Genomic DNA, 18,388 nt, shown 5'->3' with positions numbered 1-18,388 from the left:
TTAAGTGAATAACCCTTGGAACTCGCTAAAATTGTACTTCGTAAAATTATTCATGTAGACATGGATGCTTTTTTTGCTTCAGTAGCTCAGTTAGATTGTCCTGAGCTTAGGGGGCAAGCTGTTGCGGTAGGAGGTAGTGAGGCGAGAGGTGTTATTGCTGCAGCCAGCTATGAGGCAAGAAAATTTGGAGTCAAATCAGCAATGGCAAGCGCTCTAGCAAAAAAAATGTGTCCTGATTTAATTTTTGTGAAACCAGACTTTGATCGTTACAAGGAAATATCCAATCAAGTAAGAAAAATATTCTATGAATATACAGATTTAGTGGAGCCATTGTCATTAGACGAAGCGTATTTAGATGTTACGGTCAATAAAAAAGGAATGCAATCGGCGACTTTAATTGCCGAAGAAATAAGAAAAGAAATTTTAAAGAGGACGGGTTTATACGCCTCTGCGGGGGTTGCTCCCAATAAGTTTGTAGCTAAGATAGCCTCTGACATCAACAAACCCAACGGACAAAAAACAATTACTCCTGAAGAGGTAATCCCATTTTTAGAAACCTTACAAATAAGAAAATTTTATGGCGTGGGTAAAGTTACGACCCAAAAAATGTATCAACTAGGTATTTTTACTGGATTAGATTTAAAGCAAAAAAGTTTAGAGTTCCTAGAAATTCATTTTAAAAGTGCTGCAAAACATTATTATGAAATAGTTAGAGGGATTCATAATAGTCCTGTTCAAGCTTCACGAACAAGAAAATCAGTAGGAACAGAACATACCTATTTAGAAAACTTAACCTCTGAGGTGTTTATGATCAAGAAGTTAGAAGTTTTAGCTAAGGAATTAGAGATTAGGTTGTTGAAAAATAGTGTAAAAGGAAGAACGGTTACTCTTAAAATAAAATACAGTGATTTTACTCAAACAACAAGAAGTAAAACAATGGGGAGTTACATCCATTTGGCAACAGATATCATTACAGTTGTAAAAGAACTTTTGTATCAAGATACGATGAAAGAATCTGTTAGGTTACTAGGAATTTCTCTAAGTAATCTAAATAATGAAGAACCAAGAACAGTTAAGCAGTATATTCAGTTACAATTAGAGCTGTGAATCACTTTTGGTGTTATTTTTTATTTAGGTGTGTCTGAAACTTATCTCATTGATTTAAAATTCATTATCTTTCACTGGTTTTTAATATAAATTATGAGTTCACTTACGCCTCTAACCTCGGTTTTGGGTAAAACCAGAGCCAAGCATCTCTTGAAAAGAGCAACTTATTGTGTGACAAAATCTAGATTAGAAGAATTTAGTGCTTATACAGTAGATCAAGCTGTGGCAAAGCTGTTGGAACCAAATGTAAAAAAACTAAGTCAGCCTATTAATTATGAAACAGGGAATCCTTGGATAGAAAACGACCCTATCTTAGGGGTTGTAGACCCAAGTTTTTCTACTCAAAAATTGATTGAGGGAACATACGCTTGGTGGCTTGATGAAGCTAAAAATGACAAGTCACTTAGGTCTAGGATGACTTATTTTTTATTTAGCTTTCTTTCCATTGATACCGTAAGTTTACGAGGTAAAAGAGGTTTTTTTTATGATTATTTAAGGCTTTTAGAAATGTATACCTTGGGAAGTTTCAAGGATTTAATGTTCCAGGTGTCAATCAATAATTTAATGTTATCCTACCTAGATAATGGTTTTAACACTGCTGTAAATCCTAATGAAAATTATGCTAGAGAGGTTTTAGAATTATTTACCATTGGTAAAGGCCCTAGTACAGGGGTAGGGGATTACACCCATTATACAGAAGAGGATATTGTTCAAGCTGCAAGATTGTTAACAGGTTGGAGAATTGGAAAGGATAGGGTTACAAATCATGGAGGAGATAACGGTGGAATTCCTACAGGATATCCTTTAGTAAATAGACATGACTTCGGAGAGAAAGTTTTTTCTGAAAGATTTGGAAACAGAGTTATTTCTGCATATGACAGTAGTAATAAGACTGAAAGCCAAAAGATTGAAAGAATGAAGACAGAGCTTGTTGAGTTTTTCGATATGATTTTTGACCAAGAGGCTACTGCAAAATATGTATGCAGAAGAATGTATAGGTACTTTGTGTCTGCTAACATTACAAAAGAAGTAGAAAATGATATTATTGCTCCTTTATCTGATACATTTAGAATCAATTATAGTTTCGAAGAAATTATAATTCAGTTGTTAAAAAGCGAGCATTTTTATGACGAAGATGATCATGTTCGTGGAGACGAAATTATTGGCGGAATGATAAAGTCTCCATTAGAACTCATGTTACAAACTCTTACGATTACGAACTATCCTGTGCCAGATGCAATTGAAGAATCTAAAAACCATTATTTGTTTTTTTACAGACGAGAGATGGTGAGAGATTTTTTAGAGCTTAGTGGTCAGAAACCATTTGACCCCCCATCTGTAGCAGGTTTCCCAGCAATATACGAAGCTCCACTTTACGATAAGTTTTGGTTCAATCCAGCAACCATAATTTCGAGGTATAATTTAGGAGCGCTATTGTTGAATAAAAACGCGACCAAAGTAGATTTTAAGGTTACAACATTTGTTGAGAAAAATGTAAGTGTTCCTTTTAGTGTAGACGTTTTAATTACTGAATTGATTGAGTTGTTTTTTTCTAAGCCCGTTAGTGAGGAAAGAACAATGTATTTTTCAAACGAAATTCTACTAGACAATGGTACATTAACTCCTTCCATGTGGACCAATGAGTGGAGTAATTATAGGTCAACGGGTAATAATATTGGAACAGAAGCTGCTTTGGTACCGCTATTCAAAGCCTTGATATGGTCACAAGAATTTCAGACTAATTAATTTAGAGTTATGGATAGGAGAAAATTTTTGCGAATGTCTGCACTGAGTTCAACAAGTGCGATGCTGTTAAATGGACACAGTTTGAGCGCGTTTTCACAGACCAATTTGTTGAATAGAATACCTCAATCTGTAATAGGAGATAGAGCTTTAGTTTTGGTTCAGCTAAGAGGGGGTAATGATGGATTAAACACCTTGATTCCTATCGCTCAATATGATGATTATGCGAGATTGAGACCCACAATTAGAATCAAAGAAACTGGGCTTCATGGAGGTATTCCTCTGGATGATACATTGGCATCATCTCAACAAGCTTATCTTCATCCTTCACTAACGGGTCTGAAATCATTATACGATGAAGGAAAATTAAATATCTTACATGCAGTAGGGTATCCACAGTTGAATAGATCTCATTTTGCCTCAAGGGCGATTATGTTTCAAGGAGGTGACGGAACAATAGAAAACTCGGGAAAACCAGACGGGTGGATGGCAAGATTTCTATATTCGGCTTATGATCATGAAAAATATTTAGATCCTTTAGGAATTCAACTAGGGAGTAACAAGCCTTCCCTAGGGTTTCAATCAAGTCATGAGCACAAAGTGGATTTAAATTTATCGGGACAAGATGTTTCGGGTTATTATAGTATCGTATCAAACATAGGAAATCCTTCTCCAGAAATTCCGGTTTCAGACTATGGAAGTGCTCTGGCTCATATTTCTAATATTGAGAGAGGAATAAGCACATATTCTAAACGGATTAGTGAGGTCTTTGATATAGGTTTGTCAAAGCGAAATGCAGGGAGTACGATCAATTATCCTTCAAACAATAAACTGGCAGATCAGTTAAAAACGGTGGCAACTCTAATAAGAGGGGGGTCTAAAACAAAGGTTTTCTTAGTTTCTTATAATGGATTTGATACCCACGGCAATCAGGTCCAAAGTGAGTCAGAATCACACATAGGGAAGCATGCAGATTTATTGAAGGATGTTGGAGATGCTCTAAAATATTTTCAAGATGATTTAAAAATGTTAGGAATTGAAGACCAGGTGGTTTCTGCAACATTTACTGAGTTTGGAAGAAAACCTGTAGAGAATGGAAATTTAGGGACAGATCATGGAAATTTAGGGCCAATGTTTGTTGTTGGTAAACATGTTCAAGGTGGAGTTTCTGGAGATCATGTTGATTTAACCAAGGTGACAGAACTTTACGATAATGAATTGATGCAGCATGATTACAGGCAAGTCTTTACGAGTATTATTAGCGACTTTTTAGGGGCGACAAATGCTTCTATAGTAGAGACTGAGTTTGAAGATTTTAGTGCCTCGAAGCTAAATTTAATAGATGCGAACCAAAAAGCAGACACAAGTTTGTCTTTAGAAACTATCTTGAAAGACAAGATCGTGACATTGTCTGAGAATCCCGTATCTAGTAGTTTTAATATTAATTATATTAGCAATAGGTATTTTAGAGGGAGAATTGAACTAAAAAGTATGGCTGGCAGTTCTGTTTTTAACATGAGACAAGATTTTGTACCGAGATTGAATGTTGTTCCAATAGAGATAAGTCATCTGATTTCTGGAGTATATATTTTGGTGATGTTCGATGAAAAAAATCAACCGTTTCACAAGCAAAAAATCTTTAAAAAATAAAAGTCATTTTAAGTGTTGGATTCATTATGATAAGATCAATAGATGAATGAGTTGAAGGAGTTCTTGTTGAGAAAGTGTAATCAAGTGATTGATGAAAAGTTAGAAAGCATTCAACAAGGAATTAGAAGTTATCAATTAGACTTGGTTACTGAAACCAAAAGTTCTGCAGGAGATAAGCATGAAACAGGTAGAGCTATGTTGCAGTTAGAGATGGAAAAACTAGGCCAACAATATCAGGAGGTCTTGGCTCAAAAAGATACGCTATTAAAAATAGATATTTCCCTTAAAACTAAAATTCAATTAGGGAGTCTTGTTTGTGCTAACGGTGTTTTTTATTTTTTAGGAACGAGTTTGGGAAAGATAAAAATAAAGGAAGAAACTATAATGGTCATCTCTATTCATTCACCTATAGGTCGGTTGTTGTTAGGAAAACAAAACGAGGATTCTTTTCTTTTTAACCAGAAAAATATTCAGATAGAACAAGTATTTTAGACACAGCGCTCCTTAGTTATTTTTTGGGTCTTCTTCGTTGAGGTTTTTTATATTTTTTCGCAAGGTTTCTTCGATAACTTCCTCCCTGATTTGTTTTTTGATTTTTTTCAGATTTTTCATGAAAAGCGGGTCCAGGTGCAAACTCTTTGGATCCTAATTTTTGATAAGGGGTAATGTTTTCAACTTCAACTTCCTCTTCCAGTAATTTACTCTCAATAAAAATTTCTTCCGGTAGTTCGTATTTAGGAATCTCGTAATTCATCAAGGTTTCGATTTCTTCTAATATTTCAGTATTCTTTTCCGTAATAAAAGAAATAGCAAAACCTTCATTTTCTGCACGGCCGGTTCTTCCAATACGGTGCATGTAAGCTTCAGCCTCTTTTGGCAAATCAAAGTTGATGACGTGAGTAATTCCTGGAATATCCATCCCTCTTGAAAGCACGTCTGTTGTGATCAATACCCGATGGTTACCTGCTTTAAAATTTTCAACAGAGCGTAATCGATAATTTTGGGTTTTGTTTGAGTGAATCAGCGCAAAAGTTTCTTCGGCATACGCTGCCATTCCGTTAATTTCGTTAAAAACTAAATCTGCTAAATATTTATGTTTGATGAAAACCAGTACGCGAGACATGTCATCATCATCCTGTAACAAATGGTTTAATAAGTTAATTTTAGTATAAAAGTTAGGAACTTCAAAAGCCATTTGCTCGATGTTTTCTAGTCGAGTTCCAGAAGCAGCGGCCTCTACATAAATTGGGTTTTGAAAAAATTCTTGAATCAGCGATTCCACTTCATTGGTCATGGTCGCAGAAAACAGAATTGCTTGTTTCTTTTTAGGTACCAAATCGATAATATCTATCAGTTGTAATCTAAAACCAAGGTTAAAAATTTCATCAACTTCATCGATAACTAGTTTCTGGATAAACTTAAGTTTTAGCGCTCCAGTCATTCCTAAATCTATGACGCGTCTGGGCGTAGAGACCAAGATATCTAGTCCCTCATGGATCATTTCTTTTTGTTTGTTGATGTTTGCACCTCCATAAATCCCACCGTATCGAACGTTAAGGTAGGTTGTCAGTTTGTCTAAAGCCTCTAAAACTTGTACCACCAATTCACGGGTTGGAACGACAATCAATACCCTGGGGTGTTTTTGTTCTGAAAAGGGCAACATGCGTAAAATAGGCATTAGGTACGCAAAAGTTTTTCCTGTTCCTGTTTGTGCAATCCCAACAACATCTCTACCAGACATAATACAAGAGAAAGCGTCTTTTTGTATTTTGGTAGGTTCAGTGTATCCTAAATCGCTAATTGCATTTCGGAGTTGGTTGTTGAGGTTTAAATTTTCAAAAGACATAATTCCTATATTTCTAGAGGCAAAGATAGGCAAACAAGACTAAGGAATTCGTTTATAAATAAGCAGTTATTTTTCTGTTTTCCATTTTTTGTTTAATTCATCTTGTAATTTTCGATTCACTTCTTGAAATCGTTTGAAAGAAGATTTCTTGTGTTTTTCAAATTCTAACTCCAAAAGAAATAAATCATCAACAGATTTTTTTGTAACACTAAGGTTCTGTTGGTGTTTTAAAATGAAGAAAATTAGAAGAACAAATAAGACAATAAAGGTTGTGGTTATGATGAGTGAAAAAATGTTTTTGGTTGTTTGAAAACCAAATAGAAGTCTCTTTCCGTTTTGTTTTTTTGAGTCTTCTAACAGATTTTGAGTATCGCTTAATTTTTGCTCTAATAAATTTATTCGCAGCATGTTATGGTCAATAGTCATATTTTTTTCTCTAATCCTGTTTTCTTTGTTGGCTAACGTGTCTAAAACACTCTTTTTTAGAGCATGATATAAAGATATATTGACCAATCTGTATTTTTTGAATATTGATGATTTTTTATGTAAATATTCAAATTGATTAGAGATGCTTTGTTTTTCTTCAAAAGGATTCTCCAATTTTTTACTGTTAGCGATACGAGTACTCTTTTGGCTTGGTAGGTTTAATTTATCGGTATTTATTTCTATGGCGAAAGTTGTGTAAAACACAGATAGAAATAAAAAAGTAGTGATCCATTTCATGATTTTTATAATTTCGTTCTTTTTCAAGTATATAACTAAGGTACTTATAAAACTTCAATAAAAAAAGACATGTATTTTTATGGGTATTTGATTAAACTTTACTTTAGTATATTTACCTTTGTAACCTTAAGAAAAGAATATATGGATTTCGGAAAAGAATTTGAAAGATATGCGACGAAGCATCACGGTATTAGCAGTACCCATTATGATAAAATAGTTAGTTCAGTAACTCCTTATATCATGGAAGAACGACAGTTAAACATCACGCAAATGGATGTTTTCTCTCGATTGATGATGGATAGAATTATTTTTTTAGGAACAGGAATTAATGACCAAGTAGCAAATATTATTCAAGCCCAGTTGTTGTTTTTAGAGTCTGTAGATGCAACCAAAGATATTTCTATTTACATCAACTCTCCAGGAGGAGGTGTGTATGCGGGGTTGGGGATCTATGATACTATGCAGTTCATCAAGCCTGATGTAGCAACAATTTGTACAGGTATGGCTGCTAGTATGGGAGCCGTTTTGATGTGTGCGGGGGCAGAAGGAAAACGTTCTGCTTTGCCTCATTCTCGTGTGATGATTCATCAGCCATTAGGAGGTGCGCAAGGGCAAGCCACAGACATGGAGATTACGGTTAGAGAAATAAATAAATTGAAAGAAGAACTATACACCATCATATCTAATCATTCAGGACAACCTTTTGATAAAGTCTCTCAGGATTCTGATAGAGATTACTGGATGAAAGCAGAAGAAGCAAAAGCTTATGGTATGGTAGATGAAATTCTTACAAGAAGTAAATAAGAAGAAATCAAGTTACTTGAGTTAAAAAAGATACAAGATGTCAAAAGAAGGATTGGAATGTTCGTTTTGTGGTTCAAAGAAAGAAGAAACGAACTTGTTGATAGCAGGAGTTGATGCACACATATGTGATAGCTGTGTCTCTCAAGCTTATGGGATTTTATCAGAAGAGATAAAAGAAGAAACAGCGAATAAAAACGCTGATTTGGTCGTAAAAAAGCCAACAGAAATAAAAGCATTCCTAGATCAGTACATCATTGGTCAAGATCAAACTAAAAAGATCATGGCTGTAGCTGTCTATAATCACTACAAAAGATTAACTCAGCCAAACACACTAGAGGAAGAAATTGAAATAGAAAAAAGTAACATGGTTTTGGTAGGTGATACAGGAACCGGAAAAACATTAATAGCAAAGACCATTGCAAAGATGTTAAATGTACCTTTTTCTATTGTAGATGCAACAGTGTTGACTCAAGCTGGATATGTTGGAGAAGATGTAGAAAGTATTTTAAGTCGTTTGTTACAAGCCGCAGATTATGATGTTGAAAGTGCTGAAAGAGGAATCGTATTTATTGATGAGATTGACAAGATAGCTCGTAAAGGAGACAATCCATCAATTACTCGTGATGTCTCAGGTGAAGGAGTACAACAGGCTTTGCTTAAATTACTAGAGGGAACAGTAGTAAATGTTGCTCCCAAAGGAGGTAGAAAGCACCCAGATCAAAAATTTATAGAGGTCAATACCAAAGATATTTTATTTATCGCTGGAGGAGCTTTTGCAGGGATAGAACGTAATATCAGCAAACGTTTGAATAGACAAGCAGTTGGTTTTGGAGCTTCTCTAAGTGAAGATAAAGTAGATGATAAAAATTTATTACAATATATCATTCCAACAGATTTAAAAACATTTGGATTGATTCCTGAAATAATTGGTAGGTTACCTGTTTTAAGTTATATGAATCCATTAGATGCGAAAGCATTGCGAGCTATTTTGACAGAACCAAAAAATTCGCTAATTAAGCAGTACGCAAAATTGTTCCAAATGGATGGAGTTCAGTTTGAAATACTAGAGGAAGCATTAGATTATATTGTAGAAAAAGCTATAGAGTACAAGTTAGGCGCAAGAGGATTAAGGTCTTTGTGTGAGGCTATTTTTACTGATGCCATGTTTGAGATGCCGAGTACAGATCAAACGTCTTTTGAAGTCACAAAAGAATATGCAGAAAGCAAATTGAATAATACAATGTTAAGGCAATTAAAAAGAGCCTCCTAATATTCAAAAAGCAAATAATTTAAATTTTAAATACAGTGTAAAAAACACATTGCCTAAAGGTTATGTGTTTTTTTGTATTATAGATTTTTATATTTGTATTAAAATGAAAATAAATTGATTTCAAGAGAAACCATAGATCGTGTCTTTGAAACTGCTAGAGTTGAAGAGGTCATAGGAGAGTTTGTTACGTTGAAAAAATCGGGAAGTAGTTTTAAGGGACTGTCTCCGTTTGTTGACGAAAAGACTCCTTCTTTTATGGTGTCTCCAGTAAAAGGAATTTGGAAGGATTTTAGTACCGGAAAAGGAGGGAATGCTATATCTTTTTTAATGGAACATGAACACTATTCCTATCCGGAAGCAATACGATATTTAGCAGATAAATATAATATTGTTATCGAAGAAACTGAGCAGTCTAACGAGCAGAAAGAAGCTGCAGACGAACGTGAAAGTATGTATTTGGTGTCTAAATACGCTCAAGACTATTTTCAAAAAACAATGCTCAACACCCAACAGGGTAAAGCAATAGGACTCAGTTATTTCAAAGAACGTGGCTTTACAGATGAAATGATAAACGTCTTTCAGTTGGGGTATTGTTTGGATGATTGGACCGCTTTTACCGATTCTGCCTTAAAAAGTGGTTATGATCTTCAATACTTAGAAAGCACAGGGTTGACCATTGTAAAAGAAAGAGGAAAACAATTTGACCGTTTCAAAGGCCGTGTGATGTTTCCTATTCATAGTATGAGTGGTCGAGTATTGGGATTTGGAGGTAGAATTTTGACCAATGATAAAAAAGCCGCAAAGTATTTAAATTCTCCTGAGAGTGATATTTATCATAAGAGTAAGGTATTATATGGTATTTATCAAGCTAAAAAGACCATCTCAAGAGAAGACAATTGTTATTTGGTAGAAGGTTACACAGATGTGATCTCAATGTACCAAAATGGAGTTACAAATGTAGTGGCTTCCTCGGGAACTGCGCTAACGCCAGATCAAATTCGCTTGGTCAAAAGGTTAACTCCTAATATGACTGTTCTTTTTGACGGAGATGCCGCAGGATTAAGAGCATCTGTTCGAGGGATTGATTTGATTTTGGAGCAGGGCATGAACGTAAAAGTGGTGACCTTTCCTGACGGAGAGGATCCGGATTCTTTTGCGAGAAAAAAAACAACAGAAGAGTTAAAAGAGCATTTACAAAGCCATCAACAAGATTTCATCAGTTTTAAGGTGTCCTTGTTGATGAAAGAAGCTAAGAATGATCCTGTCAAAAAAGCAGGATTGATTCGGGATATTGTGTTGAGTATTTCTAAGATTCCAGATAGTATCAAACAAGAAGTATATATCCAGGAATGTTCTCGTTTGATGGATATTTCAGAAACAGTTTTGTTTAACGAATTGGCTCAAATGCTGAGTAAGCAAGTTAGAGATGCCGATAGAAAACCCAATGCGTCTTCTAAAATGAGAGTAGCTTCCTCATCATTTAGTCCTGCAAAGAAAAATCCTTTGTCAGAAGAGGTGCCTGATGATGTTGCTTTTCAGGAAATGATGATGGCACAGGAGGGCGCTATGCTTGCTTCTCAGAATAAAAACACCAAAGAGGTTTCAGCCATTAAGGGGATTAATACTTTGGATGTTTACGAACGTGAAATTATTCAAATTCTATTGTTGTACGGTAATCATGAAGTAAACTTTGTAGACTGGGTAGAGGACCACGACAAAAAGGGAAAAGTAGTCATGGTTAAAGAAGAGTATACGAATACTGTTGCTCATGAACTCTATTTACAATTACAAGACGATGAAATAGAATTTACCAATCCTTTATTTTTAAAAATATATAAGGAGATTAGTTACCAAATTAATCAAGAAGAAAAACTAGCAGTAGCAGTTTTGACCAGTCATGAAGATAGTGAGATTTCGAGAGAAGTGACCAATATATTGATGGACGACGAACGCTATACGTTGAGTGATTGGGCTTCTAAAGAAATAGAGGTCGCTCAAAAAACAGATGTTTTGCAGAAATTGGTTCAAGATGCTATTTTGAATTTGAGGAGAGTGTTGATTGAGCTTAAAGTAAAGGAATTAATGCAAGAAGTAGCTGATGAAGAAAAGCGTGTTGAGGCATTACAAGGCGTTATGGATTACACCCAATTGAAAAGCCTATTGTTTGATAAACTATACAGGGTGTTATAGTACACCCATTAGAGAACCCTTATCGAAATGATTTCAGTGCTTTAAAAGAGTTTTTCCTTTGTTAATTTTAGTATATTTCCACAAAAATTATTCTGATTGAAAACAATTGTAGTTTCTGTTACCAATGATTTGGTTATTGACCAACGTGTACATAAAGTTTGTAGCACACTCCAATCCATGGGTTTTAAGATTCATTTGATTGGTAGAGAATTAAAAAATAGTTCACCAATTACAAGACCCTACAAAACCACAAGAATTAAGCTACTATTTAATAAAGGGGTCCTGTTTTATGCAGAATACAATATTAGACTTTTTTGCATTTTACTTTTTGCCAAAAAAGAAGTCTTGCTCTCTAATGATCTAGATACATTGCTACCAAATTTCTTGGCTGCTAAACTATGCAGGAAACCTATAGTCTATGATAGCCACGAACTGTTTACAGAAGTTCCAGAATTGATACATAGACCAAAAACTCAAAAAATTTGGTTGACCATAGAGCAGTTTATTTTTCCTAAGTTAAAAGATGTGTTTACGGTTTGTTTTTCCATAGCTACTTATTATAAAGAGAAATATGGAGTGTCTTTACATGTAGTAAGAAACGTTCCTAATGACAAAGAAATAACTCAAGAGGTTTCTAAAGAAATTGTTGATTTTATTAAAGATAAACAGGCAGTTGTTTATCAAGGAGCTGTTAATTTAGGAAGAGGTGTTGATTTAATGATAGATGCTGTTGCTAGGATGGAGAATACAGTATTATGCGTTTTTGGAAATGGAGACCAATATGATGAGATTTATTTAAAAATACAGAAAGAAAACTTATCAGATAAGGTACTTTTATATGGAAGAATTTCTCCTGTAGAGCTAAAGAGCACAACACCTTTGTTTGACGTAGGAATATCTTTAGAGGAAGATTTAGGAATGAATTATAGGTATGCATTGCCCAACAAATTGTTTGATTATGTTCATGCTAAAATTCCTTGCTTAGTTTCGAGTTTGCCAGAAATGAGCCAAATAGTTATGTTTTATAAAATCGGAGAGGTTGTTCAAAAAAGAACCCCAGAAAAGATTGCCCAACAATTACACAAAATAATAAGGAATAATCAGGATTATCATGAGCGTTTAGTTTTAGCTAAAAAACAGTTAAATTGGGAGAAAGAATCAGAAGTTATTAAGCAAGTTTATAGCAAGTTTCTATGATTATAATTTATTCGGATACCATTTCTAATAGACTTATTTACACCCTAGATGTCATATTTAAATATGTTTTAGGAGTAGATTATAGGTGTACAAATAAACTACAGGAATTTGAAGCCTCTACTTTGGTAAGAATAAATTATTCAAAGAAAAATCTCGATAAAACACTTCAAATTACACCTTCAACTCTATTGTTTGAAAATGGAATAAGGAGTCAAGATATTCAAGTTTCGTGGCAGAGTGAAATTCCTTATTTTTTTAGAACGGGGGGAGAATTTTTATATGATGTTTTTGCCTCTACTTTTTATATGGTCAGTAGGTATGAAGAATACCTGCCTTTTACATCTGATATACATGGAAGATTTAAAGCGGAAGATAGTCTGGCTTTTAAACAAGGTTTTTTAAAACAACCTGTGGTGAACTTATGGAGCTTAGAGTTACAGCATCAAATGGTAAAATTGTTTCCAGAATTGTGTTTTCCAAAGAAAAAAACAAGTTATTTAAATACGCTGGACATTGATATTGCTTACGCCTACAAATCAAAAGGTTTGGTTCGATTTTTAGGAGGGTTTGCAAATTCAATAATTAATAAGAATAAAGAAGAAATAGTAGAAAGAATATCTTATCTAAAGTCAAAAAAGGATCCATTTGACACCTACGATTTTATTGAAAATGCTTCAAAAAAAATTAAAACTAAATATTTTTTTCTTTTGGGTAACAAAGCAAAATATGATCCTAATATTCACTTCAAAAGAAAAGGTTTAAAAGAGATAATCCTAAAATTAAGCAAACAACACGAAATTGGAATTCATCCTTCCTATCAATCCAATCAAAAACCAGCGTTGGTAGCTAAAGAAATAAATAGATTGACAAAGATTTTAGGAAAAGAAATTACTAGTAGTAGACAGCATTTTTTAAAAATGAGTTTTCCGTTTACTTATGAAAACTTGATTGGCCAAAAAATAACCAAAGACTACACTATGGGATTCGCTTCGCAAGTAGGTTTTAGAGCAGGAATTTGCAATGTATATCCATTTTACAATATAGAAAAAGAAGCACAAAGACCTTTGTGGATTGTCCCATTTCAGGTCATGGATGGAACGTTGAATCAGTATTTGAGTCTGACTCCAACACAGGCTTCACAGCAACTAAGAGCATTGATTGATCAAGTTAGAAATGTAGATGGGTTGTTTGTTTCATTATGGCACAATTCGTCCTTATCAGAAAAAACAATTTGGATGGGATGGCAAAAGGTATATAAGGATATGTTAACTTTGATGAAATAATTAGAGTTGTAGCATATGATTTCAATTTGCATACCCATTTACAATCAAGAAATTTCTAATTTGATAAATGAACTCACTAATCAGATTAGATCACTGAGTTTAAATATTGAAATCATAGTGATTGATGATGGTTCAGAAGACGTTTTTGAGAATCAAAATCTTTTAAAAGATCACACCTACATAGCGCTTCAAGAAAACGTAGGGAGATCCAAGATTAGGAATTTATTTGTTGAGCACGCCAAACATGATAACTTGCTTTTTTTAGATGGAGATGTAGTCATTGTAGGCGAAGATTTTGTTGAAAATTACATAAATGTCATCAGAGCAAAATCTTTTGATGTGATTTGTGGTGGGTTATTATATAGCGATACTGTTCCTTTAAAAACACACCAATTGAGATGGAGATATGGAATTAAAAGGGAGTGTAGATCAGTTGAAAAAAGGACTCAATCTCCCTACAACTCATTTATGACTAGTAATTTTGTAATCAAGAAAGAAGGATTAATTCACTTGCCTTTTGATGAGCAACTCACAGATTATGGTCATGAAGATACGTTGATGGGTTTTGAGTTAAAAAAGACTAATAAAGCAATCATCCATATTCAAAACCCCGTCTTACACGCAGACCACACCAGTAATGAAGCGTTCATTTGTAAAACAGAAAAAGCCATTCAGAATTTGTTTTACATCCACCAAACACAAAAATATCAGAAAGAATTTTCGCAAAGCATCAAGCTCTTAAGATTGGCAAAGATCCTAAAAACATTAAGTTTAACTTTTGGAGTCCTTATTTTATTTAAGGTTGTGAAATTAACGCTTAAGAAAGGATTGATAAGTGGAGATATAAAAAGTTTAAATTCCTATGATTTTTATAAGTTAGGAGTGCTTTTAGAGCAAGAAAAAAATCGTTTCAAGCTCTCTTGAAGATAGTTTGTTATTGGTGTACTACTTCGAAGACCTCTCCGTTTTCTACTTTAAAAGTGCGTTGAGGATATTTTAAAATCAAAGAATAGTCATGAGTAGCCATTAGGATGGTTTTTCCTTCTTGGTGGATTTGATTCAAGAGTCCCATTACCTCCATTGAAGTTTTAGGGTCTAGGTTTCCAGTTGGTTCATCGGCAATAATCAATTCGGGATCATTGAGTAACGCTCTGGCAATCGCAATTCGTTGTTGTTCTCCACCAGATAGTTGAAAAGGCATTTTGTATCCTTTTTCTTGCAAGCCAACTTTTGTTAGCACTTCATTTATTTTGCGATTCATTTTTTCTTTGTCTTTCCAGCCTGTAGCTTTTAGGACAAACAATAAGTTGTCATTGATGCTTCTATCGTTAAGCAGTTTAAAATCCTGAAATACGATTCCAATTTTACGCCTTAAAAATGGGATTTGTTTTTCTTTTAGCCTGGGTAAATCGTATTCAGCAACTTCACCTACACCATCTGTCAGAGGCAAATCGCCGTAAAGTATTTTTAACAAGCTACTTTTCCCACTTCCTGTTTTCCCAATCAAATAAAAGAATTCTCCTTTCTTAATTTCAAAGTTTAAGTTTTTTAAAATTAAAACATTGTCTTGAAAAACATTAGCATTTTTTAAATATAAAACAGGTTGAGACATAGAGGGTTTGTTTTATACAAACATATCTAAAAATAGATGAATTTTAAAATTAATGATAAGATGCTTTCTAAGAATTCCCATATTGATTTTGGAGTAGCTTTTGTATTTGAGTTGCTTTTTCAATTGATCTTGTGGCTAGACTTTCTTTTAGAATAAAAAACATAGTTAATAGGTAAATTAACAGAGAGATTATTTAATTTTAGTATTTGAATAAATAGGAAGAATCCATGAATAAAAGACTTGTAAGCTTATTAGCTGTAATACTTTTGATTTCAGAGATGTCAATGGCTCAGAGTAGTTATAAAGAAACCCCTTCGTTGAAGTGGTATAACAAAGGGGTACACGCTTTTGACAATGAGGAGTATGGCTTAGCCAAAAAATACTTTCACAAATCAATAGTTGATGATTTTAATAAATCTACTATTATGGTTTATCAGTTATTGACCAACTTGGCTTTAAATGAACAGAAAGCAGGGAGTCAAACAGAAAATTATTTAGAGTTAAATCCATTTACAAGTCAAAAAACGATCTTGACTCTAGCGCTGTCTAACTATTACTTTAATCGTAATCAGTACAAGAAGGCTTTAGGTTTTTTTCATAAGTTAGATGTTAAACTCCTAACTCGATCGCAAGAAAACAATTACAATTACAAGTTGGCTTTTGCCAACTTTACGCAGAAAAATTACACAAAAGCTAAGCAATATTTAATTCCAATCTCTAAAAGCGGGGCCTATCAAAAGCAAGCGAACTACTATTTAGGTAGTATTGCCATGGAGCGCCAAGATTATGATGCTGCTTTGTTTCATTTTGGTTTTGTTGAGGAAGATCCTAAGTATTACAGAGAGATAATGTATCAAAAGTTGGTCATTTTATATTCAAAAAACGACTATCAAAAAGTAATTGAACTAGGGAAAATTTATTTTCCTAAACTCAAAAGGGTCTCAGAAAAATCCGAAATATCCAAAATCATAGGAGAGAGTTATTTTCATATTCACAACTATAAACAAGCTGTTTTATATTTGAGCAATTATAAAGGGAAGTATGGAAGATTCACAGGATCAGATCATTATTTTTTAGGATACGCACATAGTCAGTTAGAAGAATATTCAGCTGCCATTAAAAAGTTCAACCAAATTATTGATGAAAAAAGTGCTATTTCTCAAAATGCACATTACCATTTGGGTCATTGTTATTTGAAATTAAATCAAAAGGCACAAGCTTTAAATGCCTTTAAAAACGCATCAGAAATGAGTTTTGATTCTGAAATACAAAAGGATGCTTTTTTAAATTATGCTAAATTAAGTTATGACATAGGGAATCCTTATAAAAGCAGTTCAGATGTGTTGCAAGATTTTGTAGATGCATATCCAGATGCATCTGAGACCAACTTTGTAGAAAGTTTAATTGTGAATGCTTACTTACAATTTAAAGATTATCAAGGCGCAATTGATTATTATGAAACTCAAAAGTTATTAAAGGACGAACAATATCAACAGTTGTTATTATTGAGAGGTTTTGAATTGTTTACTGAAAAAAAACACAAACTTGCTTTGACTTTTTTTGACCAAACAGTAAGCATGTATGATGATCCCAAGATCAAAGCGAAAGCTTTGTTTTGGAAGGCAGAAACATTGGCAGAACTTTATGACTTTAAAGCTGCGACCTATCATTACAGAGATTTTTTAAATAGTGAAAACTCAAAACATTTAACAGAGTATGCCGATGGATTTTATGGTTTAGCCTATAGTTTATTTCAACAAAAAAACTATAAAGACGCCATAACCTACTTTATCAATTACCTAACTTTAGCAAATGATGATGCGAAAAAAAGAAGTGCTGTATTGCGAATTGCAGATTGCCATTTTGTAAATAAGACGTATTGGAGTGCTTTGTCATTCTACAATAAAATAATAAAAGAAAATAAAGGTCAGGTAGATTATGCTTTGTATCAAAAAGCTTTATCCTATGGGTTTTTAGGAAAAAATGATCAGAAAATTAAAACGCTCCAAAAAATACAAAATCAATTCAAAATATCGGCCTATTTAGATAAGTCTTATTTTGCTTTGGGTAATATATTTGCAAACAAGGGTCAGAATACGGATGCATTAGCCGCCTATGATGATTTGATTTTTATGTATCCAAAAAGTCCGTTGGTAGCAAAGGCAAAGTTGAAAACAGGAATTATTTTGTTTAACACGAACAATTATAAAGGGTCTATAAACGTGTTAAAAAGAATAGTTGCTGACTATCCTGGCACCTCTGAGGCGGTACAGGCCGTCAACATGGCCGAACAAGTTTATAAAGAGTTGGGGCAGGTTGATGTTTATGCGAAGTGGGCTACTCAATTAGAGTTTATGAATATTACAGATGCAGACATTGACAATTCAATGTACGAAGTTGCGGAACATAAATATTTTAACAATGATCTCAAAGGAGCTATTTCAAGTTTCAAAAAGTATCTCATTAATTTTCCTAAAGGGAACCACGCACTAGCAGCTCACTTTTGCCTAGCACAAGCTTATTTTAATACCGGTGCAAAAAAAAGAGCGTTACCAGAATACAAGAAAGTTTTAGAGATCAACACCAATGAATATACTGAGGAGGCATTAAACAAATTGTCTCAATTATACTTAGAAAATGAACAATGGGAAGCGGCCAGCAAATTACTTTCAAGAATAGAAAAAGAAACCTCAAATACACAAAGTAAAGTATATGCACAGAGTAACCTGATGAAATATTATTTTCAAAAAGAAAATTTTACACAAGTGTTGCACTATACAGATAAGGTAATTCGTAACAGAAACAGCAAAGCAGATGCGGTCCTGGATGCTTACGTATATGGAGCTAGAGGTGCGGTAATTATAAATCAGGATTCAATAGCTAAGCAATATTACAATCAATTGGAAATTATTGGTGATAGAAAGGTAAAAGCAGAAGCTAACTATTACAAAGCATTTTGGTTA

General features: G+C 33.8%; 14 protein-coding genes. 11 read left to right on the top strand and 3 right to left on the bottom strand.

The window, feature by feature from the left end; genetic code table 11:
- Nucleotides 1–15 precede the first annotated feature (15 nt).
- The 4 genes from dinB to ABF281_RS06055 all read left to right on the top strand — a co-directional run bounded on the left by dinB (nt 16) and on the right by ABF281_RS06055 (nt 4,992).
- A complete protein-coding gene (gene dinB, locus ABF281_RS06070; RefSeq protein ID WP_347180791.1) occupies nt 16–1,107 on the top strand; it encodes a DNA polymerase IV in 1,092 nt (363 codons plus the stop codon).
- A gap of 93 nt (nt 1,108–1,200) precedes the next feature.
- A complete protein-coding gene (locus tag ABF281_RS06065) occupies nt 1,201–2,853 on the top strand; it encodes a DUF1800 family protein (protein WP_347180790.1) in 1,653 nt (550 codons plus the stop codon).
- Nucleotides 2,854–2,862: 9 nt separating this feature from the next.
- Nucleotides 2,863–4,500 (top strand): DUF1501 domain-containing protein, encoded by a 1,638-nt coding sequence (locus tag ABF281_RS06060; RefSeq protein ID WP_347180789.1) that lies wholly within the window; start codon nt 2,863–2,865, stop codon nt 4,498–4,500.
- Between the two features lie 42 nt (nt 4,501–4,542).
- Nucleotides 4,543–4,992 (top strand): 3-oxoacyl-ACP synthase, encoded by a 450-nt coding sequence (locus ABF281_RS06055; protein ID WP_347180788.1) that lies wholly within the window; start codon nt 4,543–4,545, stop codon nt 4,990–4,992.
- A gap of 16 nt (nt 4,993–5,008) precedes the next feature.
- Here ABF281_RS06055 and ABF281_RS06050 read toward each other — a convergent pair whose 3' ends face one another.
- Both ABF281_RS06050 and ABF281_RS06045 read right to left on the bottom strand, forming a co-directional pair.
- Nucleotides 5,009–6,346: a DEAD/DEAH box helicase gene (locus ABF281_RS06050; RefSeq protein WP_347180787.1), complete on the bottom strand. Its 1,338-nt coding sequence runs from the start codon at nt 6,344–6,346 to the stop codon at nt 5,009–5,011.
- 66 nt (nt 6,347–6,412) lie between these two features.
- Entirely contained in the window at nt 6,413–7,069 is a 657-nt protein-coding gene (locus tag ABF281_RS06045) for a hypothetical protein (RefSeq protein ID WP_347180786.1), read from the bottom strand.
- A gap of 141 nt (nt 7,070–7,210) precedes the next feature.
- Between ABF281_RS06045 and clpP the strand changes: the two genes are divergently transcribed.
- The 6 genes from clpP (at nt 7,211) to ABF281_RS06015 (ending at nt 14,737) form a co-directional block, all read left to right on the top strand.
- Nucleotides 7,211–7,873 carry an ATP-dependent Clp endopeptidase proteolytic subunit ClpP gene (gene clpP, locus ABF281_RS06040; protein ID WP_347180785.1) on the top strand — a complete coding sequence of 221 codons (663 nt, stop codon included), beginning with the start codon at nt 7,211–7,213 and terminating at the stop codon, nt 7,871–7,873.
- Nucleotides 7,874–7,910: 37 nt separating this feature from the next.
- Complete coding sequence (gene clpX, locus ABF281_RS06035; RefSeq protein ID WP_347180784.1) at nt 7,911–9,143, top strand: ATP-dependent Clp protease ATP-binding subunit ClpX; 1,233 nt, start codon at nt 7,911–7,913, stop codon at nt 9,141–9,143.
- A gap of 114 nt (nt 9,144–9,257) precedes the next feature.
- Nucleotides 9,258–11,333, top strand: coding sequence for a DNA primase (dnaG, locus tag ABF281_RS06030; protein WP_347180783.1), 2,076 nt, complete (start codon nt 9,258–9,260; stop codon nt 11,331–11,333).
- Between the two features lie 96 nt (nt 11,334–11,429).
- Complete coding sequence (locus ABF281_RS06025) at nt 11,430–12,530, top strand: glycosyltransferase (RefSeq protein WP_347180782.1); 1,101 nt, start codon at nt 11,430–11,432, stop codon at nt 12,528–12,530.
- Nucleotides 12,527–13,813 (top strand): polysaccharide deacetylase family protein, encoded by a 1,287-nt coding sequence (locus ABF281_RS06020; protein ID WP_347180781.1) that lies wholly within the window; start codon nt 12,527–12,529, stop codon nt 13,811–13,813. Before ABF281_RS06025 ends, ABF281_RS06020 begins: the two co-directional genes overlap by 4 nt.
- 15 nt (nt 13,814–13,828) lie before the next feature.
- Entirely contained in the window at nt 13,829–14,737 is a 909-nt protein-coding gene (locus ABF281_RS06015) for a glycosyltransferase family 2 protein (protein WP_347180780.1), read from the top strand.
- Nucleotides 14,738–14,747: 10 nt separating this feature from the next.
- Here ABF281_RS06015 and ABF281_RS06010 read toward each other — a convergent pair whose 3' ends face one another.
- Nucleotides 14,748–15,425 carry an ATP-binding cassette domain-containing protein gene (locus ABF281_RS06010; RefSeq protein WP_347180779.1) on the bottom strand — a complete coding sequence of 226 codons (678 nt, stop codon included), beginning with the start codon at nt 15,423–15,425 and terminating at the stop codon, nt 14,748–14,750.
- Nucleotides 15,426–15,652: 227 nt separating this feature from the next.
- On the opposite strand from ABF281_RS06010, the gene ABF281_RS06005 reads away from it, so the two are divergent.
- A partial coding sequence (locus ABF281_RS06005; RefSeq protein ID WP_347180778.1) for a tetratricopeptide repeat protein occupies nt 15,653–18,388 on the top strand: 2,736 nt, incomplete at its 3' end.

It is taken from the genome of Wenyingzhuangia sp., from assembly GCF_039768515.1.
Taxonomy (GTDB): Bacteria; Bacteroidota; Bacteroidia; order Flavobacteriales; family Flavobacteriaceae; genus Wenyingzhuangia.
Note: the sequence above shows the minus strand (reverse complement) of the source record. Positions and strands in the feature narration are given on the sequence as shown.